Source organism: Mycolicibacter hiberniae, from assembly GCF_010729485.1.
GTDB classification, from domain to species: Bacteria; Actinomycetota; Actinomycetes; order Mycobacteriales; family Mycobacteriaceae; genus Mycobacterium; species Mycobacterium hiberniae.
Genome location: NZ_AP022609.1, coordinates 944073 through 965794, shown reverse-complemented (window position 1 = coordinate 965794; position 21722 = coordinate 944073). Strand labels below are relative to the sequence as shown.

Here is a 21722-nt window from a genome sequence, read left to right as displayed (position 1 = left end):
GTCAGTCGACGGTCCAGGTGTCGCGACCACGCAACAGCGCCTGGAGTGCGGCGGTGTCGTGGGCGGTCGCCTGCCGGGCCTCGGCGACCTGCGCGCGTGCCAGGTCGTCGTAGGTGGGCTTGCTCACCTTGCGGAAAATGCCCATCGGGACGTGCGACAGGTCCTGCTCGGAGAGCCGCGACAGCGCGAACGCGTACGAGGAGTCGGCCTGGGTGGCGTCGTGCACCACGATCTGCTCGGCCGAGACATCGGCGGTCTTGGCGACCTCGAGCCCGAAACCGGACTTGATGACGCAGTACTCCCCCTCGGCACCGAACACGATGCGCTCACCGTGCCGGACGTTGATGATGCGGTTCTCCGCACCGTCCCTGCGCAGCAGGTCGAAGGAGCCGTCGTTGAACACCGGGCAGTCCTGCAGGATCTCCACCAGCGCCGAGCCGCGGTGCTCCATCGCACCTTGCAGGACCTCGGTGAGTCCCTTGCGGTCGGAGTCCAGGGCGCGACCGACGAACGTCGCCTCAGCGCCGATGGCCAGCGAGATCGGGTTGAACGGGTTGTCCAGCGAGCCGTAGGGCGTCGACTTGGTGACCTTGCCGGTCTCCGACGTCGGCGAGTACTGGCCCTTGGTCAGGCCATAGATCCGGTTGTTGAACAACAAGATGGTGATGTTGACGTTGCGTCGCAGCGTGTGGATCAGGTGGTTGCCGCCGATCGACAGGGCGTCGCCGTCACCGGTGACCAGGAACACCTTGAGGTCTTCACGGGCGGTAGCCAGCCCGGTGGCAAACGTCGGCCCGCGCCCGTGGATCGAGTGCACGCCGTAGGTGTTCATGTAGTACGGGAACCGGCTCGAGCAGCCGATACCGCTGACGAACACCACGTTCTCCCGGCGCAGTCCCAGCTCGGGAAGGAAGCCACGGATCGTGTTGAGGATGACGTAGTCACCGCAGCCCGGGCACCAGCGCACCTCCTGGTCGGAGGTGTAGTCCTTGGCCTTCTGCGGCTCGTCGGTGGTGGGCACCCCGCTCAGCGCGGTCAGCCCCAGGTTGGTACCGACGAGCGTGTCTGCTGATTCGGTGGTGGTCATGAATTCGCTCCCGCTGTGCCCGCAATGGTGACCGCCGCGGACCTGGCCAGCGACGCCTTCTCGTTCTCCCGATCGGCCAGCGTGCCGGCCAGCGCGTCGTCGATGATTCCCTCGATCTCATCGGCCAGGAACGCCTGGCCGGTCACCTTCGTGACCGACTGGATGTCGACCAGGTAGCGACCGCGCAGCAGCAGCGCCAGCTGGCCCAGGTTCATCTCCGGCAGCACCACCTTGGGGTAGCGTCGCAGCACCTCGCCCAGGTTGGCCGGCAACGGGTTGAGGTTCCGCAGGTGCGCCTGCGCGACCTTGATCCCGCTGCGCCGGACCCGCCGGCAGGCCTCGGCGATCGGACCGTAGGAACTGCCCCAGCCCAGCATCAGCAGCTCGGCGTCCCCGGACGGGTCGTCGACGACCAGGTCGGGCACCTTGATGCCGTCGACCTTGGCCTGCCGCAGCCGCACCATCAGGTCGTGGTTGGCCGGCTCGTAAGAGATCGCCCCGGAGCCGTTGGCCTTCTCCAGTCCACCGATCCGGTGCTCCAGGCCCGGGGTGCCGGGGATGGCGAACTGCCGGGCCAGCGTCTCGGGGTCACGCGCGTAGGGCGCGAAGTCCTCGCCGGCCTTGGCCAGGTTCTGGTCGATCGGCTCCATCGACGCCACGTCCGGGATACGCCACGGCTCGGAACCGTTGGCGATCGCACCGTCGGAGAGCAGCACCACCGGGGTGCGGTAGGTCAGCGCGATCCGAACGGCCTCGACGGCCGCGTCGAAGCAGTCCGACGGCGTGCACGGCGCCAGCACCGCAACCGGCGACTCACCGTTGCGCCCGAAGAGGGCCTGCAGCAGGTCGGCCTGCTCGGTCTTGGTGGGCAGGCCGGTGGACGGGCCGCCGCGCTGGACGTTGATCAGCAGCAACGGCAGCTCGGTCATCACAGCCAGGCCCAGCGCCTCGGCTTTGAGAGCCAAACCCGGACCGGAGGTGCTGGTGACACCCAGTGCACCACCGTAGGAGGCACCGATCGCCGCGCCGATACCGGCGATCTCGTCTTCGGCCTGGAAGGTGAGCACGTTGAAGTTCTTGTACTTGGACAGCTCGTGCAGGATGTCCGAGGCCGGGGTGATCGGGTAGGTCCCCAACACCACCTGCGTGTCGGCCAGCTGGCCGGCAACGATCACGCCGTAGGCCATCGCGGTGTTGCCCGAGATCTGGCGGTATTCGCCGGCCGGCAACTTGGCCGGGGCGATCTCATAAGTAGTGCCGAACGCCTCGGTGGTCTCGCCGTAGTTCCAGCCCGCCTTGAGCGCCAGCACGTTGGCGTCGGCCACGTCGGGCTTCTTGGCGAACTTCTCCCGGATGAAGCGCTCACTGCTCGCCAGCTCGCGGCCGTACATCCACGACAGCAGGCCCAAGGCGAACATGTTCTTGGCGCGGGCGCCGTCCTTCTTGGTGGCGCCGATCGCCTCGACCGCACCCAGCGTCAGGGAGGTCATCGCGACCGGGACCACGACGTAGTCGGAGAGTTCCTCGGTCTCCAGCGGGTTGGTCTCGTAACCGATCTTGGCCAGGTTGCGCTTGGTGAACTCGTCGGAGTTGACGATCACCATGCCGCCACGCGGCAGGTCGCCGATATTGGCCTTGAGCGCCGCGGGGTTCATCGCCACCAGGACGTCGGGACGGTCGCCGGCGGTCAGGATGTCGAAGTCGGCGATCTGGATCTGGAACGACGACACACCGGGCAGGGTGCCCTGAGGTGCGCGGATCTCCGCCGGATAGTTCGGCTGGGTGGCCAGGTCATTGCCGAACAGGGCCGCCTCGGAGGTGAAGCGATCGCCGGTCAGCTGCATGCCGTCGCCGGAGTCCCCGGCGAAACGGATGACGACCTTCTCGAGTTTTTGGCGTCCCGGTGCCGATCCGACTCCGTTACCACTCGGCCCCACGGCCCCGCCTTCCCTCACGTCCGACCCGGGCCCGCGCAGCACGGCCGGCGCACCCACAAGTTTTTCTGTCACTAGCAGTACCGATTATTGCATCGCTCTTATAGACCATACGACGCCACACCGTGTCGAATTTCGGGTTACTCAGTGTTAAATGTCGATGTCACACCGGGGTTCACGGACAACTTGGGGCGTAAATGTGGTTTTCGTCACGTCTGCCCACGGGCCAAGTCTAAGAAAACGCCCGTACTGTTCGAAAACCCGCCGCCGGGCGGGCGGCGCGGGGCACTAGGCGCTCTTGTCGCGACGCTCGCCGCGCGACGCCTTGCGCGGAACGATGGTCGGCAACACGTTGTCCTGCACCGTTTCCTTGGTCACCACGACCTTGGCGACGTCGTTGCGGCTGGGGATGTCGTACATCACCGGCAGCAGGACTTCCTCCATGATCGCCCGCAGACCGCGCGCACCGGTGCCCCGATGGATGGCCTGCTCCGCGATGGCCTCCAGGGCGTCTTGGGTGAACTCCAACTCCACCCCGTCCATCTCGAACAGCCGGGTGTACTGCTTGACGAGGGCGTTCTTGGGCTCCGAGAGGATCTTGACCAACGACTCCATGTCCAGGTTGGTCACCGAGGCCACCACCGGCAACCGGCCGATGAACTCGGGGATCAGCCCGAACTTGATCAGGTCCTCGGGCATGACCTCCGCGAAGTGGTCGGTGGTGTCGATCTCCGCCTTGGACCGGACTTCGGCGCCGAAACCCAAGCCGCGCTTGCCAACCCGGTCCGAGACGATCTTCTCCAGTCCGGCGAAGGCCCCGGCCACGATGAACAGCACGTTGGTGGTGTCGATCTGGATGAACTCCTGGTGCGGGTGCTTGCGGCCGCCCTGCGGCGGAACCGAGGCCTGCGTGCCCTCCAGGATCTTCAGCAGCGCCTGCTGCACGCCCTCACCGGAGACGTCCCGGGTGATCGACGGGTTCTCGCTCTTACGGGCGATCTTGTCCACCTCGTCGATGTAGACGATGCCGGTCTCGGCGCGCTTGACGTCGTAGTCGGCCGCCTGAATCAGCTTGAGCAGAATGTTCTCGACGTCCTCGCCGACGTAGCCCGCCTCGGTCAGCGCGGTGGCGTCGGCGATCGCGAACGGCACGTTGAGCATCTTGGCCAGCGTCTGGGCCAGGTAGGTCTTGCCGCAGCCGGTGGGCCCGAGCATCAAGATGTTGGACTTGGTCAGTTCGACTGCCTCACCGGAGCGGGAATCCCGGCTCTTCTCGCCGGCCTGGATCCGCTTGTAGTGGTTGTAGACCGCCACCGCCAGGGTGCGCTTGGCGGTGTCCTGACCGATGACGTAGCCCTCGAGGAACTCCCGGATCTCCGCGGGCTTGGGCAGCTCGTCGAGCTTGACGTCGTCGGCGTCGGCCAGCTCCTCTTCGATGATCTCGTTGCACAGGTCGATGCACTCATCGCAGATGTAGACGCCCGGTCCTGCGATGAGCTTCTTGACCTGCTTCTGGCTCTTCCCGCAGAACGAACACTTCAGCAAGTCCCCGCCATCTCCAATGCGCGCCATAGTGCGTTAGGACCTACTTCCTGTTCGCCGTCTGTCGTCGGGGAGCCGATGTCTGCCCCGACGCTACCCGTTCATTCCGGTGCGAGGCGACCGATAAGGCCGAATCGCGTCGTTGGTATTCGTCACTAGCCCGTCTGCCTGCCCAAGAAGATATAGCCCGGGACGCCGCTCCCCGCGGTGTGACGCGCTGGCGTGGCGTGAGCGATTCGGGGGTGTTACCCGGCTGTGAGACACGGCAGAGCGTCGGGGCCCTACAGTGGCGACCGTGGGGTTCGCCGTGCCCGACGATACCGTGCTCGTCGCCGATGGGGGGCTGGCGAGCGAGCTGGCGGCCCGCGGAGCAGACCTGTCCGACCCCCTGTGGTCGGCCCGCCTGCTCATCGACGACCCCCGGGCGATCGTGACCGCCCACAGCGCCTTCTTCGCCGCGGGCGCCCAGATCGCGACCACCGCCAGCTACCAGGCGAGCTTCGACGGCTTCGCCGCCCGCGGGATCGGCCGCCGAGACGCCGCGGACCTGTTGCGGCGCAGCGTGGGCCTGGCGCGCCAGGCCTGCGGCCCGGTGCGCGGGCGCTGGGTGGCGGCGTCGATCGGCCCCTACGGCGCCGCCCGCGCCGACGGTTCGGAATACCGCGGGCGGTACGGGCTTTCGGTGGCCCGGTTAGCGGCATGGCACCGGGGCCGACTGGAGCTGCTGGCGAACGCCGGCGCCGATCTGCTGGCCGTGGAGACCGTGCCGGACCTCGAGGAAGCCGCGGCGCTGGTGGAGTTGATTCGCGAGGCCGACGTGCCGGCCTGGCTCAGCTACACGATCGACGGTACGGCGACCCGCGCCGGGCAGCCGCTCGCCGAGGCCTTCGCGGTGGCCGCCGGGGTGCGGCAGCTCGTCGCGGTGGGGGTGAACTGCTGTGCGCCCGCCGACGTCCTGCCGGCGATAGAGATCGCCCGCGCGGTTACCGGCAAGCCGGTGATCGTCTATCCCAACAGCGGCGAGCGCTGGGAACGGGGCGCCTGGACCGGACCGAGGGGGTTCTCCCCCGCGCTGGTTCCGCAGTGGGTCGCCGCGGGCGCCCGAATCGTGGGCGGGTGCTGCCGGGTGTCGCCGGCGGACATCGGCGCGGTGGCCGAAGTGGCCGCCGGATTACGCCCAGCGTGCACTCAGGGCGAAAATCCCACCGGAAAATCGCCCTGAATGCACGCTCGGTGCGAAGACTTACGCCGTCTGCGCCGAGAGCTTGCGGTACTCCAGGACGGTGTCGATGATCCCGTAGTCCTTGGCCTCGGGGGCGGTGAGGATCTTGTCGCGGTCGGTGTCCTTGCGGATCACGTCGGCGTCCTTGCCGGTGTGCCGCGCCAGGGTGGCCTCCATCAGCGTCCGCATCCGCTCGATCTCGGCCGCCTGGATCTCCAGGTCGGAGAACTGCCCCTGGATCACGCCGGACAGCGACGGCTGGTGGATGAGCACCCGCGCGTTGGGCAGCGCCATCCGCTTACCGGGCGTTCCCGCTGCCAGCAGCACCGCGGCCGCCGATGCGGCCTGGCCCAGGCACACGGTCTGGATGTCGGCCCGCACGTACTGCATGGTGTCGTAGATCGCCATCAGCGAGGTGAAGGAGCCACCCGGGGAGTTGATGTACATGGTGATGTCGCGGTCGGGGTCCAGCGACTCCAGGACCAGCAGCTGGGCCATGATGTCGTTGGCCGAGGCGTCGTCGACCTGCACGCCGAGGAAGATGATGCGCTCCTCGAACAGCTTGTTGTACGGGTTGGACTCCTTGACGCCCCAGCTGGAGTGCTCCACGAACGACGGCAGGATGTAGCGCGCCTGCGGCTGGATGTGCGGGTTCATGATGCGGCTCCGTTGGGGTGGGCGCGAGTGATGATGTGGTCGACGAAGCCGTATTCCAGGGCTTCGGCGGCGGTGAACCAGCGGTCGCGGTCCGAGTCGGCCTCGATGCGCTCGATGGGCTGACCGGTGAACTCCGCGTTGAGCCGGAACATCTCCTTCTTGATGACCGCGAACTGCTCGGCCTGGATGGCGATGTCGGCCGCACTGCCGGTCACCCCACCCAACGGCTGGTGCATCAGGATGCGGGCGTGCGGAAGGGCGTAGCGCTTGCCCTTGGTGCCCGCCGCCAGCAGGAACTCGCCCATCGAGGCGGCCATGCCCATCGCGTAGGTGGCGACGTCACACGGTGCCAGCACCATGGTGTCGTAGATCGCCATCCCGGCGCTGATCGAGCCGCCCGGAGAGTTGATGTAGAGCGAGATGTCCTTGGTCGGGTCTTCGGCCGCCAACAGCAGGATCTGGGCGCACAGCCGGTTGGCGATGTCGTCGTCCACCTGTGACCCCAGGAAAATGATGCGTTCTCGCAGTAGCCGCTCGTAAACCGAGTCGACCAGATTCAGACCAGGCTGGCTCACAGTGGGGTACCTGCTTTCTCGAGATTCATATGCCGAGACATGTTTAAGACCCTAACCAACGGGCGCGGCCGAGGACGGCCCGAACCGGGTTCGTTCGCTTACAGCGTCACTAGTCGGACGCTGTCGCGGCCTCGTCGGCGGGTTCCTCGGCCACCTCGGTCTCGCCGGCGGAGACCTCGGCCACCTCAGCCTCGTCGCCCTCGTCGGCGGATTCGTCGGTACCGAAGAACTCAGCGGTGTCGACCTCGTTGCCGTCGGAGTCCTTGACCGTGGCGGCGCGCACCGCCGCCGCCAGCGCCATCCCGCGGCGCACGTCGGCCAGAACGGCGGGCAGCTGGTTGTTCTCCTGCAGGAACTGGATCAGCTGCTGCGGGGCGACGCCGTACTGGCGCGCCATCAGCACCAGGTGCTGGGTCAGGTCGTTCTGGCCCACCTTGACCTCGAGCTTGTCGGCGAGCGCGTCGAGCAGCAACTGGGTCTTCACCGACTTCTCGGCCTCGCTGCGGGTCTCGGCGTCGAACTCGGCCCGCGAGGAGCCCTTCTCGGCGAGCGACTCGGCCAACTTGTTCTCGTCGTGGTCGACAGCGTGCAGGGCGTTGTGCAGCGTGTTGTCGATGTGCGCCTGTACGACGGCCTCGGGAAGCGGCATCTCGACCTGCTCGACCAGGTCCTCCAGCGTCAGCTCGCGGACCTTCTCGGCCTGCTGGATGCGCTTGGTCCGGCTCACCTGCTCGCTGAGGTTCTCCCGCAGCTCCGCGATGGTGTCGTATTCGCTGGCCAGCTGCGCGAATTCGTCGTCGGCCTCCGGCAGCTCGCGTTCCTTGACGGACTGGACCGTGACGGTGACCTCGGCCTCCTTGCCGGCCTGCGGGCCGGCCGCCAGCTTGGTGGTGAAGGTCTTGCTCTCACCGGCGGACAGTCCCACGATGGCCTCGTCGAGTCCCTCGATCAGCTGACCCGATCCGACCTCATGCGACAGGCCCTCGGTGGCGGCCCCCTCGACCGCTTCGCCGTCGATGGTGGCGTCGAGGTCGATCGAGACGAAGTCGCCCTCGGCGGCCGGGCGGTCGACACCGGTCAGGGTGCCGAAGCGGGCGCGCAGCGAGTCGAGTTCGGCGTCGACCTCTTCGTCTTTGATCTCGATGGGGTCGACGGTGACCGCGAGCTGCTCCAGGTCGGGCAGGGTGATCGCCGGGCGCACGTCGACCTCGGCGGTGAAGGCGATCTGCTCACCGTCGTCGAGCTTGGTGACCTCGATGTCGGGCTGACCGAGCGGCTTGAGGTCCGAGGTGGTCACCGCCTCGCTGTAGCGACTGGGCAGTGCCTCGTTGACGACCTGCTGCAGCACCGCAGCCCGGCCGAAGCGGGCCTCGATGAGCTTGGCCGGCGCCTTGCCCGGCCGGAAACCCGGCAACCGCACCTGCTTGGCCAGCTCCTTGTAGGTCCGCTCGAAATCCGGCTGAAGCTCGGTGAACGGCACCTCAACGTTGATGCGAACCCGGGTCGGGGTCAGCTGCTCGACGGTGCTCTTCACGGGTTACTCCTCGATATGGTTGACGTGGTCAGTCGTGTGCCGGTGCGGCGCGCGCTGCTGGTCGGGGTGACAGGATTTGAACCTGCGGCCTTCCGCTCCCAAAGCGGATGCGCTACCAAGCTGCGCTACACCCCGCACTGACCAGGCGATCTTACGGCCCGGTTGATCGGCAGTCGCAATGACCTGCTGTCAGCGCCCCACAAACGGCCCCGCGGCGGGGCAATTGGATTTCGAGTCCGCCACGCCGGTACAGTTTCGCTCTAGCTATTCATGCGGGCGTAGCTCAATGGTAGAGCCCTAGTCTTCCAAACTAGCTACGCGGGTTCGATTCCCGTCGCCCGCTCTGCAAGGGCCGCCGGACAGCGGTTCGGCGGTCTCCGCCACGGTCGATCTGGGCCGTGAGCCGGGGCCGGGGCCGCTGTACGCGCGCCCGGCCCGCGACTTATCCTTCGAACGCGGGTCCGATCGCCTCGTCGCCCCGCGGAAGGGGCTTCTCCCTAGCAGGAAGGCACTCGATGGGCGGCACACGGCACGTCCAAATTCATGGAACGTGCTCCCCGCGCTTTGAGAAGGTGCGGTACGAGTTCGAGCGCAACTTCACGCTGCGCGAAGAGCTCGGCGCAGCCGTCGCGGCCTATGTCGACGGCGAACTCGTCGTCAATCTGTGGGCCGGCTCCGCCGACGTCGAGGGCCGGCGCCCCTGGCAGGAAGACACCCTGAGCACGGTGTTGTCCGGCAGCAAGGGCCTGACCAGCACGTGTGTCCACCGCCTCGCCGAAGCCGGCGTACTGGACCTGCGGGTGCCGGTGGCGCGCTACTGGCCGGAGTTCGGCCAGGCCGGCAAGGGCGACATCTCCCTGGCCATGGTGCTGGCACACCGCTCCGGGGCCATCGGGCCGCGCGAACCGATGCACTGGCGCGACGTCACCGACTGGGACCTGGTCTGCGAGCGCCTCGCCGCCGCCGAACCGTGGTGGCGTCCCGGCAGCGCGCAGGGCTATCACATGACCAGCTACGGCTTCATCATCGGTGAAGTGGTCCGGCGGGTCACCGGCATGACAGTCGGCGAATACCTGCGCAACGAGGTCGCCGGTCCGCTGGGCGCCGAGGTGCACATCGGGGTTCCGGCCGAGCAGCAGCCGTACCGCTGCGCCGACCCGGTGGGCAAGCCGACGATTCGGGAGATGCTGGCCTCGGCCGGGGCGCCCAAGCGCCCGACCTCGCTGGACGACCACCCGAAGGCCGGGCTGGCGGTGGCGATGGGGTTCGCCCCCGACGACGAGATCGCCACCAACGACCTCACCCTGTGGCGCCAGCTGGAGTTCCCCGGCACCAACGCCCAGGTCTCCGCCCTGGGCATGGCCACGTTCTACAACGCGCTGCTGCAGGAGAAACTGCTCAGCCGTGCCGCGATGGACCGCCTGCGGGTGCTGCAGGGCGGCACCGAAACCGATCTGGTGCTCGGGTCCCGGGTCGCCGAGCACGGCTGGGGTCTGGGATACATGCTCAACGCGCAGGGCGTCAACGGGCCCAACCGCCGGATCTTCGGTCACGGCGGCCTCGGCGGGTCGTTCGCCTTCGTCGACCTCGAGCACCGGATCGGCTACGGCTACGTGATGAACCGGTTCGACCACACCCAGGCCAATGCCGATCCGCGCAGCGTGGTGCTGTCCAACGAGATCTACCGGGCGCTCGGCGTGCCGATCCGGCCCCGGCGCGAATCGGTCTACGACGACTGACGGGCCACTACCGGGCGGACGTCACGCCTGGCACGTCGGGCACCAGAACACGTTGCGGCCCTCCAGTTGCGCCGTGCGCACGGCGACACCGCACCGCCGGCAGGGCTCCCCGGCGCGGCGATAGACGTAGGTACGCGGCTTGCCGGGCGCATACGCCGGTGCTCCGTGGTCGTCCTCGGGCCGCACCACCACGATGCTGCCGCGCCGCAGGCCGACCTTCATCAGCGCCACCAGGTCGGTCCAGATCGCGGCGAAAGCGGCTTCATCGATCTGCGTGCCGGGCCGATACGGGTCGATCCGGTGCCGGAACAGCACCTCGCTGCGGTAGACGTTGCCCACCCCGGCAATCACGGACTGGTCCATCAGCAACGCTGCGATCGTCCTGCGGGACTTGACTATTCGCTTGAAGGCCAGCCCCGGGTCGGCCTCGCTGCGCAGCGGGTCGGGCCCCAGACGCGCAATCACGTCGGCGACCTGCGCCGCGTCGACCACATCGCAGGCGGCCGGTCCGCGCAGGTCGGTGCCGTACCCGGTGCCCACCATGCGCATCCGAACCTGGCCGACCGGTTCGGGCAGGCCACCGTCAGCCAGGTCGAACTCGGTGAAGTGGCCGTAGATCCCCAGGTGCACGTGCACGATCGGCCCGTGCGCGTAGCGGTGGAACAGGTGCTTGCCCCAGGCCTCGGCGCGCAGCAGCGGCCTCCCGTCGACGGCTGCGGCACCGGTTTCGAAGCGGCCCTGCGGGCTGGACACCGCGACCGGCGCACCCGCGAAGCGGCGCTGATGCAGCCGGGCCAGCCGGTGCAGGATGTGCCCCTCCGGCATGTCAGGCCGCGGAGCGGGTCAGGCCGGCGCGCCGGGTACGGCAGGCGCCTGGTGGTCGCGTTCGTAGGCGGCCAGGATGTCGATACGGCGCTGGTGCCGTTCGGCCTGCGACCAGGGCGTGCTCAGGAACGCGTCGACGATCGCCAGCGCTTCGGAGGTGGTGTGCATCCGTCCGCCGATGCCGATCAGCTGGGCGTTGTTGTGTTCGCGCGCCAGCTGCGCGGTCTCGGTGCTCCAGGCCAGCGCACAGCGCGCCCCGGGCACCTTGTTGGCCGCGATCTGTTCGCCGTTGCCCGAGCCGCCGATCACGATGCCCAGGCTGCCCGGGTCGGCGACCGTACGGGTGGCCGCCGCGATGCAGAACGCCGGGTAGTCGTCTTCCGCGTCGTAGGCGAAAGCCCCGCAGTCGACCGGCTCATGACCGGCCTGGCGCAGGTGCTCGATGATCTGCTCTTTGAGTTCGTAACCGGCGTGATCGCAGCCGAGGTAGACGCGCATGACGTCATTGTCTCAGAGTCGGCCGGCGGCCTTTGACGAGCCTGCGCCCCGCGGCGGGGCGCCGCGGGGATCGCAGCGGCCGGGTCAGTCGAACTCCGGCGCCTCGGTGCGGGAGCGCTTGAGCTCCCAGAAGTGCGGGTAGGACGCGAAGGTCACCGACGCGTCCCACAGCTTGCCCGCCTGCTCCCCGCGGGGAATGCGCGACAGAACCGGGCCGAAGAACGCCACCCCGTTGACGTGGATGGTGGGGGTGCCGACGTCGTCGCCGACCGCGTCCATCCCGGCGTGGTGGCTCGCGCGCAGCGCGTCGTCGTAGGCGTCGCTGGTGGCGGCGTCAGCAAGTTCGGCCGGTAGTCCGACCTCGGCCAGCGACCCGGCGATCACGTCGGGGAAGTCCTTGTTGTCCTGGTTGTGGATCCGGGTGCCCATCGCGGTGTACAGCGGCCGCAGGATCTCGTTGCCGCGCAGCTGCTCGGCGGCGATCGCCACCCGCACCGGCCCCCACGCGTGCTTGAGCCGCTCGCGGTACTGCTCGGGCAGGTCGCGTCCCTCGTTGAGGACGGCCAGGCTCATCACGTGGAAGGTGACGTCGATATCCCGCACCTTCTCGACCTCAAGGATCCATCGGGAGGTGATCCAGCACCACGGGCACAGGGGGTCGAACCAGAACTCGGCGTGCGACTTCTCGGGCATGGGAATCCTCTCGGCCTACAACGGTTACGTCCGGGTCTAACGCGGCACCGGGCGCATCTATGCCCTCCCCCGCGCCTACCGGCCCAATACCAGCAGTACCACCGCGACAGCCGGGAAAGCTCCCTGGACGACCGCGGCGCGCGCCCGCTCCGGCGACGACGCCACCAGAACCAGCGCCGCCGCCAGCATCGATCCCACTCCCGCGAAGATCAGTGCCAGCCCCACGGCGCGGTGGCCGCCGGCCACGGCACCGATGCCGACAGTCGTCACGACCGCCAGAAACAGGTTGTAGAAGCCCTGGTTGAAGGCCAGCGCCTTGGTGGTCTCGGCCTCCTCGGCGGTGGTGCCGAACACCGCCCGGGTACGCGGCGCCGTCCAGCTCAGCGACTCCAGCACGAAGATGTAGACATGCAGCGCGGCCGCCAGCGCGGCGAACGTCACACCGGCGATGAGCATGGTCTCCATTAAACGCCGTCGGGCGTCCGCCCACCGTGTTTGACGGCTACTGTAGGCGGGCGTGGCACTTCCTAATCTCACCCGCGACCAGGCCGCCGAACGGGCCGCACTCGTCAGCGTCGTCAACTACCGGATCGCCCTGGACCTGACCGACGGCAGGGGCGCCCCGGGCGAGCGCACCTTCCGCTCCACCACGACCGTCACCTTCGACGCGCTGGCCGGCAGCGACACCGTCATCGACATCGCCGCAGAGACGATCCACAGCGCCACCCTCAACGGCCGCGCCCTGGACATCTCGGGCTACGACGAGTCAGTCGGCATCGCGCTGGACGGCCTGGCCGAGCACAACACCGTCGAGGTCGACGCACAGTGCTTCTACTCCAACACCGGGGAAGGCCTGCACCGGTTCGTCGACCCGGTCGACGACGAGGTGTACCTGTACTCGCAGTTCGAAACCGCCGACGCCAAGCGGATGTTCGCCTGCTTCGACCAGCCGGACCTCAAGGCCACCTTCGACATCACGGTCACCGCGCCGCAGCACTGGCAGGTGGTGTCCAACGGCGCCACCGTCGACGTGCGCGACGGCGTGCACACCTTCGCCACCACCCCGAAGATGAGCACCTACCTGGTGGCCCTGATCGCCGGTCCGTACGCGCGATGGGACGACGTCCACCGCGACGAGCACGGCGAGATTCCGCTGGGCCTGTTCTGCCGGGCCTCGCTGGCCGAACACATGGACGCCGAGCGGCTTTTCACCGAGACCAAGCAGGGATTCGGGTTCTACCACAGCAATTTCGGCGTGCCCTACGCGTTCGGCAAGTACGACCAGCTGTTCGTGCCGGAGTTCAACGCCGGCGCCATGGAGAACGCCGGCGCGGTGACGTTCCTGGAGGACTACGTCTTTCGCAGCAAAGTGACCCGGGCGTCCTATGAGCGGCGCGCCGAGACCGTGCTGCACGAGATGGCGCACATGTGGTTCGGGGACCTGGTCACCATGCGCTGGTGGGACGACCTGTGGCTCAATGAGTCATTCGCGACGTTCGCGTCGGTGCTGTGCCAAAGCGAGGCAACCGAATACAGCAGCGCCTGGACCACGTTCGCGAACGCCGAGAAGTCCTGGGCCTACCGCCAGGATCAGCTGCCGTCGACGCACCCGATCGCCGCGGATATCCCCGACTTGGCCGCGGTGGAGGTCAACTTCGACGGGATCACCTACGCCAAGGGCGCATCGGTGCTCAAGCAGTTGGTGGCCTACGTCGGCCTGGATCACTTTCTGGCCGGCCTGCGCGACTACTTCGCCGCGCACGCGTTCGGCAACGCCACCTTCGACGATCTGCTGGCAGCGCTGGAGAAGGCTTCTGGCCGGGACCTGTCCGACTGGGGCCGGCAGTGGCTCAAGACCACCGGCCTGAACACCCTGCGGGCGGACTTCGATGTCGACGCCGAGGGGCGGTTCAGCAGGTTCGCGGTGTCGCAGAGCGGGGCCGCCCCCGGCGCCGGAGAAACCCGGGTACACCGGCTGGCGATCGGCATCTATGACGACGACCCCGCCGGTTCAGCGAACCTCGACGAAGGAGAGGTGAAGCTGGGACCGGCGCATGACCCCGCCGGCTCGGGCCGGTTGGTGCGGGTGCACCGCGAGGAGCTGGACATCGAGGGACCCAGCACGCCGGTGCCGGGCCTGGTCGGCGTCTCCCGCGGCAAGCTGATCCTGGTCAACGACGACGATTTGACGTATTGCGCGCTGCGGCTGGATCCGCAGTCTCTTGCCGCGGCAACCGAACGTATCGCCGACATCGCCGACCCGCTGCCCCGCACCCTGGTGTGGTCGGCGGCCTGGGAGATGACCCGCGAGGCCGAGATGCGCGCCCGTGACTTTCTGGCGCTGGTGCAACAGGGTATCGGCGCCGAGACCGAAGTCGGTGTGGCGCAACGGCTGCTGTTGCAGGCGCAGACCGCGCTGGGGTTCTACGCCGAACCGGAATGGGCTGCCGAGCAGGGCTGGCCGGCGTTCGCCGACCGGCTGCTGGAGCTGGCCCGCGCCGCCGGGCCCGGCTCGGATCATCAGCTGGCTTTCCTCAACGCCCTGTGCACCTCGGTGCTCGCCGAGCGGCACACCGCAGTGCTCGCCGCGCTGCTGGACGCCGATCCGGCCGCCCAGGGGCTAGCCGGGCTGGCCGTCGACACCGACCTGCGGTGGCGGATCGTGGTGGCGCTGGCCCGAAGTGGTGTGGTGGACGCCGCGGAGATCGACGGCGAGATCCAGCGTGACCCCACCGCGGCCGGAAAGCGCCAGGGCGCCCAGGCTTCCGCGGCGCGACCCCAGGCCGCCGTCAAGGAAGCGGCCTGGCGGCAGGTGATCGAGGACGACACGCTGGCCAACATCACCGGCCGGTCGATCATCGCCGGGATCGTGCAGCCCGGACAGGGCGCGTTGCTGGCGCCGTTCACCGCCCGCTACTTCGAGGCGATTCTGGGTGTGTGGGAGCGCCGATCCAGCGAGGTGGCGCAAACCGTGGTGGTGGGTCTGTACCCGGGCTGGGACGTCAGTCAGGCCGGCCTGGACGCCGCCGATGCCTTCCTCGCCGACCCACAGGTGCCGCCGGCGCTGCGCCGGTTGGTGCTGGAGGGCCGGGCCGGGGTGGAGCGGTCGCTGCGGGCGCGCGCCCTTGATGGCGCCTGATCAGCGGTAGCCGCCGTCGCGCAGGCCGGCCTCTTCCTCGAAACGGTTGACGCCACCCAGGATTCGCGCTCTGGCCTCCTCGGCGAGGTAGCGCGCGGGCATCCGCAGCGGCCCCAGGTCAGCCCACTGCTGGGCGTGGATCTCCTCGTGATGCAGCAGTGAATCGAGCCCCGGTCCGTGCCGGCCGAGCCGCCCGGATTCGACTATCTCGCGCATCCGGCGGGCCGGGTCACTGACACGCTGGCTGTTGACCAGGAACAGATCGCCCCACATGGTGCCGCCGCGATGGCTCAGGGAGCCGTGAATCCTGCCGCCCACCACCATCAACACCCCGTTCGGGGTGGTGACCACACAACCGCCGCTGTTAGAGATGCTCCACACCGTCGTGTAGCTCCAGCGGTTCGCGCGCTGCCGATCGGCGATCCGGCGCACTTCGGCGGCACCGTAGGGCGTTTCGGGAAAGTCGCTGGGAGCACCGGGCCGGCCGTAGCCGGTGCCCGCGTTGAGAATGTAGGTCAGCAGTACGGCACGGCGCGCGTCGTCGCCGCCAACCGTCGGGGGGATCACGAAATAGCTGCGGCCCGCCGGATCGGCGAGGCGTTCCATCGCGTCCAGAGCACGGAAGCTGTCCCGCGTGATGCGCCGCTCGCGGACGATCTCGGCTACCGCTTGCGGGGCCACCCCGCGCACATCGATGTTGCCCAGCCAGGCACGGTGCGCCGCCGAAGCGGCCTGCGCAGCGACGGGCTCCCACGCGGCATGGCGATCGGGGACGCGCACGCGATGTCAGCTCTGCGGGCGCCCAGCGGCTAGGCCGGGGTGACTCCGGCGCTGATCACCTGAACGGCGCTCACCAGACCGTCGATCAGGTGGCCGTCCCGGAATGCCGCAGCCGCCGCTGCCACGCCCTGCGGGGCCGCGGCCGGGGCGATCCGGCCGGCCACACCGGCACCGTAGACCACCTCGATGGCCTTCTGGTCCGGCGAGACCGCGATCAGCACCGCGTCGTTGGGAGTGGGCACCTTCGCGAGGATCTCGCGGGCCCGGGCGGCGGTGTCAGCACCCAGATCGCCGATGTAGGTGGCGAACCGGGCACCGGTCGCCCGCGACGCGTAGGTCAGTGCGTCGTCGAGGGCCACCAGCTGCTTGACCGGGAACGGGTAGTGCGTCGACACCTCGCCGGGCTCGGTGACGCCCGAGACCCGGCCGCTGGTGGTGATCACCGAACCGTACGGCAGGTCCGCCGGGTCGATAGTCGTGACTTCACCAGTTGCCACTGGCTCCACCCCCCACGCTGAATTCCGATTTGCCATGGCCATGCCCGCCGCCGACGGCCTCGTCGGTCGCCGCCCACAGGATCGGCGGATGCGTCCACCGATCGCCCATCTGATAGGTGGCCGCGCGCGGCCCCTTCTGCGTCAGGGTCCGGGCGGCAAGCAGTGCGAACATTGCCACCGGGATGCCGATGAAGATGCCGAGGGTTTCCAACACGCTCACGCCGTAGACGGTATCCCACCGCTGATCGACCGGTGCGAGAACCCGGCCCGACAGGGCCCGCCCTGGCTCAAGCGGCGCCTTCTCCCAGGTAGCGCATCCACACCGGGTCGAGATCGTTGATCACCGCCAGCAGCCGCCAATGCTGGCCCTTGGGCGAGGTGGGCACCAGCCGCAGCGTCCAGCCGATCTCGGTGAGCAACCGGTCCGCCTTGCGGTGATTGCACGTCGAGCAGGCGGCCACACAGTTCTCCCAGGAGTGATCTCCACCACGGCTGCGCGGCACCACGTGGTCGACGGTGTCGGCCTTGCCGCCGCAGTAGGCGCAGCTGTGCTGGTCGCGGTGCATCAGTGCGGCCCGGGTCAGCGGGATCCGGGCCCGGTAGGGCACCCGCACGTAGCTGCGCAGCCGGATCACCGACGGGACCGGCACCGCCCGGGTCGCCGAGTGGATGACCGGGCCGGACGGGTCGTCGTGCACCGCGTCGGCCTTGCCGCAGATCAGCATCACCACGGCGCGCCGCAGCGGCAGCGCCGTCAACGGCTCGAAGGTGGAGTTCAGCAGCAGGACCCGGCGGCGGGTCCAGATCGAGGTGGTCTCGGTGGTCCCGGCGGCGACCGAGTGCAGGCATGGGGCGCTGGCAAGCCCGCTCAGGCTCGCCGGTGGGGCACCGGGGGTGCGGTGGCCCCGACGTTTCATATCCGGTCTTGCAGCCGGTTGAGATGTCGCACCATTGACCTCCGCCGAACAGTTCACCACGATTCGACGCTGGTCGCACGCCTATTTGCTGTGTGTTCACCGGCAGGCGCGGGCGATGCCCCACAATGGTGGGCGATGCAGCCGATAGAAGAACCCTCGTTTTATGACGCAGTCGGTGGCGCGAAGACGTTTCAGGCCATCGTGTCGCGGTTTTACCAACTGGTCGCCCAGGATCCGATCCTGCGCCCGATGTATCCCGCTGACGACATGGCCGGCGCCGAAGAGCGGTTGCGGATGTTCCTCGAGCAGTACTGGGGCGGGCCGCGCACCTACACCGAGCGTCGCGGGCACCCGCGGTTGCGGATGCGCCACATCCCGTACCGGATCGGACCGCTGCAACGCGACGCCTGGCTGCGCTGCATGATGACCGCCGTCGACGAGATCGACAGCGACACCCTCGACGACGCCCACCGCGCCGAACTGCTGCAGTACCTGCACTCGGCCGCCGATTTCATGGTCAACGCTCCCATCTGATGAGCGCAGGCGAGGGTTCCGGCCACGCCCCGTGGTGGGCCGACAGCGTGTTCTACCAGGTCTATCCCCGCTCGTTCGCCGACAGCAACGGCGACGGCGTGGGCGACCTCGACGGCATATCCGCGCACCTGGACTACCTGCGCCGGCTCGGTGTCGACGCGCTGTGGCTCAACCCCGTGACGGTGTCGCCGATGGCCGACCACGGCTACGACGTAGCCGATCCCCGCAACATCGATCCGCTCTTCGGTGATCTGGCGGCGCTGGATCGGCTGGTGGCCGCCGCGCATGCGAGCGGCATCAAGGTGACCATGGACCTGGTGCCCAACCACACCAGTTCGGCCCATCCGTGGTTTGTCGAGGCGCTGGCCGCGCAGCCGGCCAGCCAGGCACGGGATCGCTATATCTTCCGTGACGGCCGCGGCCCCGACGGCCAGCTGCCGCCCAACAACTGGGAGTCGGTGTTCGGCGGCCCGGCCTGGACCAGGGTCGCCGGGTCCGACGGCCCCGGCCAGTGGTACCTGCACCTGTTCGACGTCGCACAACCGGATCTCAACTGGGACAACCCGGAGGTCTTCGCCGACTTCGAGGCAACGCTGCGGTTCTGGCTGGACCGCGGCGTGGACGGTTTCCGCATCGATGTCTCGCATGGCATGGCCAAGCCGCCGGGCCTGCCGGACATGCCGGAGGCCGATCTGAAACTGCTGGCCCATCGCGACGACGACCCGCGGTTCAACCGGCCCGGGGTCCACCCCATCCACCGGGCGATCCGGGCGGTCATGGACGACTATCCGGACGCGGTGAGCGTGGGCGAGGTGTGGGTGCACGACAACGCCGCGTTCGCCGAGTATCTGCGGCCCGACGAGCTGCACCTGGCCTTCAACTTCCGGCTGCTGCAAGCCCACTTCGACGCCGCGGAGATCCGCAGTGCGATCGACAACTCCCTGGCCGCGGTCGCCTCGGTGGGCGCCGACGCCACCTGGGCGCTGGAGAACCATGACGTCGAACGGGCGGTCACCCGCTATGGCGGCGGGGCTCTCGGGCTGCAGCGGGCACACGCCATGGCCCTGGTGCTGCTGGCCCTGCCGGGCGCGGTGTTCGTCTACAACGGCCAGGAGTTGGGCCTGCCGAACGTCGAGCTGCCCGACAGCGCCCTGCAGGACCCGGTCTGGGAACGCTCCGGGCACACCGAACGCGGACGCGACGGCTGCCGGGTGCCCATGCCCTGGTCGGGCGACACCCCGCCGTTCGGGTTCTCCGAGAACCCGCACACCTGGCTGCCGATGCCGCCGGACTGGGCGCAGTGCACGGTCGACCGGCAACGCCACGAAGCCGGCTCCACCCTGTCGCTGTACCGGCAGGCGCTGGCGATCCGCCGGCGCCGCGACGAACTCACCGGCCGCAAGGTCGACTGGCTCGACACACCGCCGGCAATGCTGGCCTTCCGGCGCGGTGGGCTGGTGTGTGTGCTCAACGCCGGTGACCGCCCGGTGGATCTGCCGGAGGGCCGGCTGCTGCTGTGCAGCGCCCCGGCGACCGACGGACGGCTGGCGCCCAACGCCGCCGCGTGGCTGGCCTGAGCGGCCGTTCCGGTCAGCGCATACCGCTTGTGGCGGTTGCGAATTCGGCGACCAGATCTGCCAGTCGGTCCGGCTGATCGATCATCGAATAGGTGCGTGCGCCCTCGATGAGTTCGAAACGCGCGTTGGGCAGCGTCTCCGCCAAGCGTTTGCCGTCCTCGGCGGGAAAGAACAGATCGTCGGCGGACCAGGCGATAAGCACCGGCTTGGCGAACCCGGGCAGTCGCGCCGCGGCATCTAAGGAGGTCTGCTGGTTCAGCGACTTGGTGAGCTGACGGAGGTCCTCAGCGACTGCCGAATCACGCAGCGGGGGTTTGACCCACTCTTTCACCAGTTGGTCGATGTCGCGGTGCGCCAGCTTCCCGTAGGCGTAGTGACGAAATGCACGCAGCCGCATCGGCTGCAGCGCAACGCGAAGGGTGACTGCGGCTTTGGCAGCCACGATGTACGGATTGATGATGGGCGGCGGGAAATTTTCGAATGCATCGCAACTGGTCAGCACCAGCGCACCCAACCGGTCCGGATGACCGACCGCGACCAGCTGACTGACCAGGCCCCCGGTGTCGTTGCCCACCAGCACCACGTCTTGCAGGCCGAGCGCGCCCATGAACGCGTCCACCATCGCGGCAATGCCGGGCAGGGTCCGGTCAGCTCCGGGCCGCAACGCCGCCGGATGGGCGCCCAGCGGCCAGGTCGGGGCGATGCAGCGCAGGTTGCGCGCCACCAGTCGTTGGCTCACCGGCCCCCACAGGGAGGCGCCCATCGCGTAGCCGTGGACGAACAGCACCGGGCGGCCGTCGCGCGGGCCCGCGGTGTCGTAGTGGATTGTTCCGGCGTCAATGTCAACGGTGGGCATGGGGCGCTCCTACCATAGTTACGTGCAACCTGCCGATAACTTACCGACAGCCTGTACGGAAATCAAGCGTCGGACGCAGGCGGAGCGTTCGGCCGCAACCCGTGCCGCCCTGATGACCGCGGCCCGTGCCTTGTGGGGCGCGCGCGGCTACGCGGCCGTGGGGACCCCGGAGATCGCCGAGGCCGCCGGGGTGACCCGCGGCGCGATGTACCACCAATTCCCGGACAAGGCCGCGCTGTTCCTGGCGGTCGTGGAAGCCGTGGAGGCCGACGTCATGACGCGGCTCGCACAGGCAGTGGCCGCCTCCGCGGCCACCACCCCCGCCGCGGCGTTACGGTCGGCAGCCGAAAGCTGGCTGGTGGTGGCCGACGACCCGGAGGTGCGTCAATTACTTTTGCTCGACGCGCCCACCGTGCTGGGCTGGGACGGCTTTCGCGACGTGGCCCAGCGCTACAGCCTGGGCATGACCGAACAGCTGCTGAGCGCGGCCATGCAGGCGGGACAACTGCCCCACCAGCCGGTCCGCGCCCTTGCTCATGTGCTCATCGGGGCACTCGACGAAGCAGCGATGGTGATCGCCACCGCGGATGATCCCGACCAGGCGCGCGCCGACGTGGGCGTCGTCGTGCACCGGTTGCTGGACGCCATGCTCACCGAGAGCTGATCCAGCGGGCGCCCGTCAGCGGACGAATTTCTCCAGGTAGGCGCGATGGTCCGCGGACAGCCGCACCAGCTTCTGCTCGTCGATGCTGAAGGTGGCCAGCTGCGTCTCGGCGATCACGGCCGGCCGGGAATCCGGCGCGGCGTGCACCGAACGCACCTCATAGCCGATGGTGAAGTCCACCGTGCGCAGCCGCGGCACCCACATCGTTACCTGCAGGGGTGAGTCCGTCAGCCGCAGTTGCCCCTTGTAGGCGACTTTGACCTCGGCGATCAGCAGACCGATGCTGGTGATATCGACCGCAAAGGCCGGTGACAGGAAGGGCACCCGCGCCTCTTCGAGCATCGTCACCATGGTGGCGTGGTTGATGTGCTGGTACATGTCGATGTCCGACCAGCGCACCGGAACCGCTGCCACAAAGCCCACCGGCTGCCCGGTCGGTTCGCCGGCGTGAG

At 68.6% G+C, this 21722-nt stretch carries 22 protein-coding genes and 2 tRNA genes; 7 read left to right on the top strand and 17 right to left on the bottom strand.

The features are described 5' to 3' along the window. Position 1: 1 nt before the first annotated feature. The 3 genes from G6N14_RS04560 to clpX all read right to left on the bottom strand — a co-directional run bounded on the left by G6N14_RS04560 (position 2) and on the right by clpX (position 4593). Complete coding sequence (locus G6N14_RS04560) at positions 2-1087, bottom strand: 2-oxoacid:ferredoxin oxidoreductase subunit beta (RefSeq protein ID WP_085134730.1); 1086 nt, start codon at positions 1085-1087, stop codon at positions 2-4. Continuing rightward, positions 1084-3024: a 2-oxoacid:acceptor oxidoreductase subunit alpha gene (locus tag G6N14_RS04555; protein ID WP_085134846.1), complete on the bottom strand. Its 1941-nt coding sequence runs from the start codon at positions 3022-3024 to the stop codon at positions 1084-1086. The genes G6N14_RS04560 and G6N14_RS04555 overlap by 4 nt, the downstream gene beginning before the upstream one ends. Before the next feature lie 285 nt (positions 3025-3309). Beyond that, a complete protein-coding gene (gene clpX, locus G6N14_RS04550) occupies positions 3310-4593 on the bottom strand; it encodes an ATP-dependent Clp protease ATP-binding subunit ClpX (protein ID WP_085134729.1) in 1284 nt (427 codons plus the stop codon). 265 nt (positions 4594-4858) lie between these two features. On the opposite strand from clpX, the gene mmuM reads away from it, so the two are divergent. Then, on the top strand, positions 4859-5785 hold the full coding sequence (mmuM, locus tag G6N14_RS04545; RefSeq protein WP_085134845.1) for a homocysteine S-methyltransferase: 927 nt from the start codon (positions 4859-4861) through the stop codon (positions 5783-5785). A gap of 21 nt (positions 5786-5806) precedes the next feature. Here mmuM and clpP2 read toward each other — a convergent pair whose 3' ends face one another. From clpP2 to G6N14_RS04525, 4 genes are all read right to left on the bottom strand, one after another. Continuing rightward, the gene (gene clpP2 / locus G6N14_RS04540; protein WP_046315104.1) at positions 5807-6442 is read right to left on the bottom strand and encodes an ATP-dependent CLP protease proteolytic subunit ClpP2; all 636 of its coding nucleotides are present in this window, start codon (positions 6440-6442) and stop codon (positions 5807-5809) included. Continuing rightward, on the bottom strand, positions 6439-7017 hold the full coding sequence (gene clpP1, locus G6N14_RS04535) for an ATP-dependent CLP protease proteolytic subunit ClpP1 (protein WP_085134728.1): 579 nt from the start codon (positions 7015-7017) through the stop codon (positions 6439-6441). The genes clpP2 and clpP1 overlap by 4 nt, the downstream gene beginning before the upstream one ends. A 109-nt stretch (positions 7018-7126) precedes the next feature. Beyond that, positions 7127-8551: a trigger factor gene (gene tig, locus G6N14_RS04530; RefSeq protein ID WP_085134727.1), complete on the bottom strand. Its 1425-nt coding sequence runs from the start codon at positions 8549-8551 to the stop codon at positions 7127-7129. 58 nt (positions 8552-8609) lie between these two features. Then, positions 8610-8686: transfer RNA gene (locus G6N14_RS04525), tRNA-Pro, on the bottom strand. Between the two features lie 137 nt (positions 8687-8823). On the opposite strand from G6N14_RS04525, the gene G6N14_RS04520 reads away from it, so the two are divergent. Beyond that, positions 8824-8894: transfer RNA gene (locus G6N14_RS04520), tRNA-Gly, on the top strand. Positions 8895-9066: 172 nt separating this feature from the next. After that, positions 9067-10290, top strand: coding sequence for a serine hydrolase domain-containing protein (locus G6N14_RS04515; protein ID WP_085134726.1), 1224 nt, complete (start codon positions 9067-9069; stop codon positions 10288-10290). Positions 10291-10311: 21 nt separating this feature from the next. On the opposite strand, the gene G6N14_RS04510 is transcribed toward G6N14_RS04515, so the two are convergent. The 4 genes from G6N14_RS04510 to G6N14_RS04495 all read right to left on the bottom strand — a co-directional run bounded on the left by G6N14_RS04510 (position 10312) and on the right by G6N14_RS04495 (position 12762). After that, a complete protein-coding gene (locus tag G6N14_RS04510) occupies positions 10312-11115 on the bottom strand; it encodes an Fpg/Nei family DNA glycosylase (RefSeq protein ID WP_085134725.1) in 804 nt (267 codons plus the stop codon). 18 nt (positions 11116-11133) lie between these two features. Beyond that, positions 11134-11613: a ribose-5-phosphate isomerase gene (locus G6N14_RS04505; protein WP_085134724.1), complete on the bottom strand. Its 480-nt coding sequence runs from the start codon at positions 11611-11613 to the stop codon at positions 11134-11136. A gap of 84 nt (positions 11614-11697) precedes the next feature. Next, a complete protein-coding gene (locus tag G6N14_RS04500; RefSeq protein WP_046315089.1) occupies positions 11698-12306 on the bottom strand; it encodes a DsbA family oxidoreductase in 609 nt (202 codons plus the stop codon). Positions 12307-12381: 75 nt separating this feature from the next. Then, positions 12382-12762 (bottom strand): DUF1304 domain-containing protein, encoded by a 381-nt coding sequence (locus tag G6N14_RS04495; RefSeq protein WP_085134844.1) that lies wholly within the window; start codon positions 12760-12762, stop codon positions 12382-12384. A 61-nt stretch (positions 12763-12823) separates the two neighbouring features. On the opposite strand from G6N14_RS04495, the gene pepN reads away from it, so the two are divergent. Next, positions 12824-15445 (top strand): aminopeptidase N, encoded by a 2622-nt coding sequence (gene pepN / locus G6N14_RS04490; RefSeq protein ID WP_085134723.1) that lies wholly within the window; start codon positions 12824-12826, stop codon positions 15443-15445. On the opposite strand, the gene G6N14_RS04485 is transcribed toward pepN, so the two are convergent. The 4 genes from G6N14_RS04485 to G6N14_RS04470 all read right to left on the bottom strand — a co-directional run bounded on the left by G6N14_RS04485 (position 15446) and on the right by G6N14_RS04470 (position 17639). Beyond that, on the bottom strand, positions 15446-16225 hold the full coding sequence (locus G6N14_RS04485; RefSeq protein WP_234808832.1) for a hypothetical protein: 780 nt from the start codon (positions 16223-16225) through the stop codon (positions 15446-15448). It abuts the gene before it with no gap. A gap of 29 nt (positions 16226-16254) precedes the next feature. After that, on the bottom strand, positions 16255-16722 hold the full coding sequence (locus G6N14_RS04480; protein WP_085134722.1) for a DUF5130 family protein: 468 nt from the start codon (positions 16720-16722) through the stop codon (positions 16255-16257). Beyond that, complete coding sequence (gene ctaJ, locus G6N14_RS04475) at positions 16709-16894, bottom strand: aa3-type cytochrome oxidase subunit CtaJ (protein WP_192829954.1); 186 nt, start codon at positions 16892-16894, stop codon at positions 16709-16711. The genes G6N14_RS04480 and ctaJ overlap by 14 nt, the downstream gene beginning before the upstream one ends. Positions 16895-17009: 115 nt before the next feature. Then, positions 17010-17639: an HNH endonuclease gene (locus tag G6N14_RS04470; protein WP_085134721.1), complete on the bottom strand. Its 630-nt coding sequence runs from the start codon at positions 17637-17639 to the stop codon at positions 17010-17012. Positions 17640-17774: 135 nt separating this feature from the next. Between G6N14_RS04470 and G6N14_RS04465 the strand changes: the two genes are divergently transcribed. Both G6N14_RS04465 and G6N14_RS04460 read left to right on the top strand, forming a co-directional pair. After that, positions 17775-18173 carry a globin gene (locus tag G6N14_RS04465; protein ID WP_085134720.1) on the top strand — a complete coding sequence of 133 codons (399 nt, stop codon included), beginning with the start codon at positions 17775-17777 and terminating at the stop codon, positions 18171-18173. Then, positions 18173-19750: a glycoside hydrolase family 13 protein gene (locus tag G6N14_RS04460; RefSeq protein WP_085134719.1), complete on the top strand. Its 1578-nt coding sequence runs from the start codon at positions 18173-18175 to the stop codon at positions 19748-19750. Before G6N14_RS04465 ends, G6N14_RS04460 begins: the two co-directional genes overlap by 1 nt. A 13-nt stretch (positions 19751-19763) precedes the next feature. Here the strand turns inward: G6N14_RS04460 and G6N14_RS04455 are convergent, their stop codons facing one another. Then, on the bottom strand, positions 19764-20606 hold the full coding sequence (locus G6N14_RS04455; RefSeq protein WP_085134718.1) for an alpha/beta fold hydrolase: 843 nt from the start codon (positions 20604-20606) through the stop codon (positions 19764-19766). On the opposite strand from G6N14_RS04455, the gene G6N14_RS04450 reads away from it, so the two are divergent. Beyond that, positions 20605-21270 carry a TetR/AcrR family transcriptional regulator gene (locus G6N14_RS04450; protein WP_085134842.1) on the top strand — a complete coding sequence of 222 codons (666 nt, stop codon included), beginning with the start codon at positions 20605-20607 and terminating at the stop codon, positions 21268-21270. The genes G6N14_RS04455 and G6N14_RS04450 overlap by 2 nt on opposite strands. A 15-nt stretch (positions 21271-21285) precedes the next feature. Here G6N14_RS04450 and G6N14_RS04445 read toward each other — a convergent pair whose 3' ends face one another. Then, positions 21286-21693 (bottom strand): acyl-CoA thioesterase, encoded by a 408-nt coding sequence (locus G6N14_RS04445; protein WP_264079941.1) that lies wholly within the window; start codon positions 21691-21693, stop codon positions 21286-21288. Positions 21694-21722 lie beyond the last annotated feature (29 nt).

Excerpts from the sequence above, each read along its gene's own strand:
- G6N14_RS04560 (WP_085134730.1), bottom strand. The coding sequence starts at position 1,087 with ATGACCACCACCGAATCAGCAGACACGCTCGTCGGTACCAACCTGGGG.
- clpX (WP_085134729.1), bottom strand. The coding sequence starts at position 4,593 with ATGGCGCGCATTGGAGATGGCGGGGACTTGCTGAAGTGTTCGTTCTGC.
- clpP2 (WP_046315104.1), bottom strand. The coding sequence starts at position 6,442 with ATGAACCCGCACATCCAGCCGCAGGCGCGCTACATCCTGCCGTCGTTC.
- G6N14_RS04515 (WP_085134726.1), top strand. The coding sequence starts at position 9,067 with ATGGGCGGCACACGGCACGTCCAAATTCATGGAACGTGCTCCCCGCGC.
- G6N14_RS04510 (WP_085134725.1), bottom strand. The coding sequence starts at position 11,115 with ATGCCGGAGGGGCACATCCTGCACCGGCTGGCCCGGCTGCATCAGCGC.
- G6N14_RS04505 (WP_085134724.1), bottom strand. The coding sequence starts at position 11,613 with ATGCGCGTCTACCTCGGCTGCGATCACGCCGGTTACGAACTCAAAGAG.
- G6N14_RS04500 (WP_046315089.1), bottom strand. The coding sequence starts at position 12,306 with ATGCCCGAGAAGTCGCACGCCGAGTTCTGGTTCGACCCCCTGTGCCCG.
- G6N14_RS04495 (WP_085134844.1), bottom strand. The coding sequence starts at position 12,762 with ATGCTCATCGCCGGTGTGACGTTCGCCGCGCTGGCGGCCGCGCTGCAT.
- ctaJ (WP_192829954.1), bottom strand. The coding sequence starts at position 16,894 with ATGTTCGCACTGCTTGCCGCCCGGACCCTGACGCAGAAGGGGCCGCGC.
- G6N14_RS04470 (WP_085134721.1), bottom strand. The coding sequence starts at position 17,639 with ATGAAACGTCGGGGCCACCGCACCCCCGGTGCCCCACCGGCGAGCCTG.
- G6N14_RS04465 (WP_085134720.1), top strand. The coding sequence starts at position 17,775 with ATGCAGCCGATAGAAGAACCCTCGTTTTATGACGCAGTCGGTGGCGCG.
- G6N14_RS04460 (WP_085134719.1), top strand. The coding sequence starts at position 18,173 with ATGAGCGCAGGCGAGGGTTCCGGCCACGCCCCGTGGTGGGCCGACAGC.
- G6N14_RS04450 (WP_085134842.1), top strand. The coding sequence starts at position 20,605 with ATGGGGCGCTCCTACCATAGTTACGTGCAACCTGCCGATAACTTACCG.
- G6N14_RS04455 (WP_085134718.1), bottom strand. The coding sequence starts at position 20,606 with ATGCCCACCGTTGACATTGACGCCGGAACAATCCACTACGACACCGCG.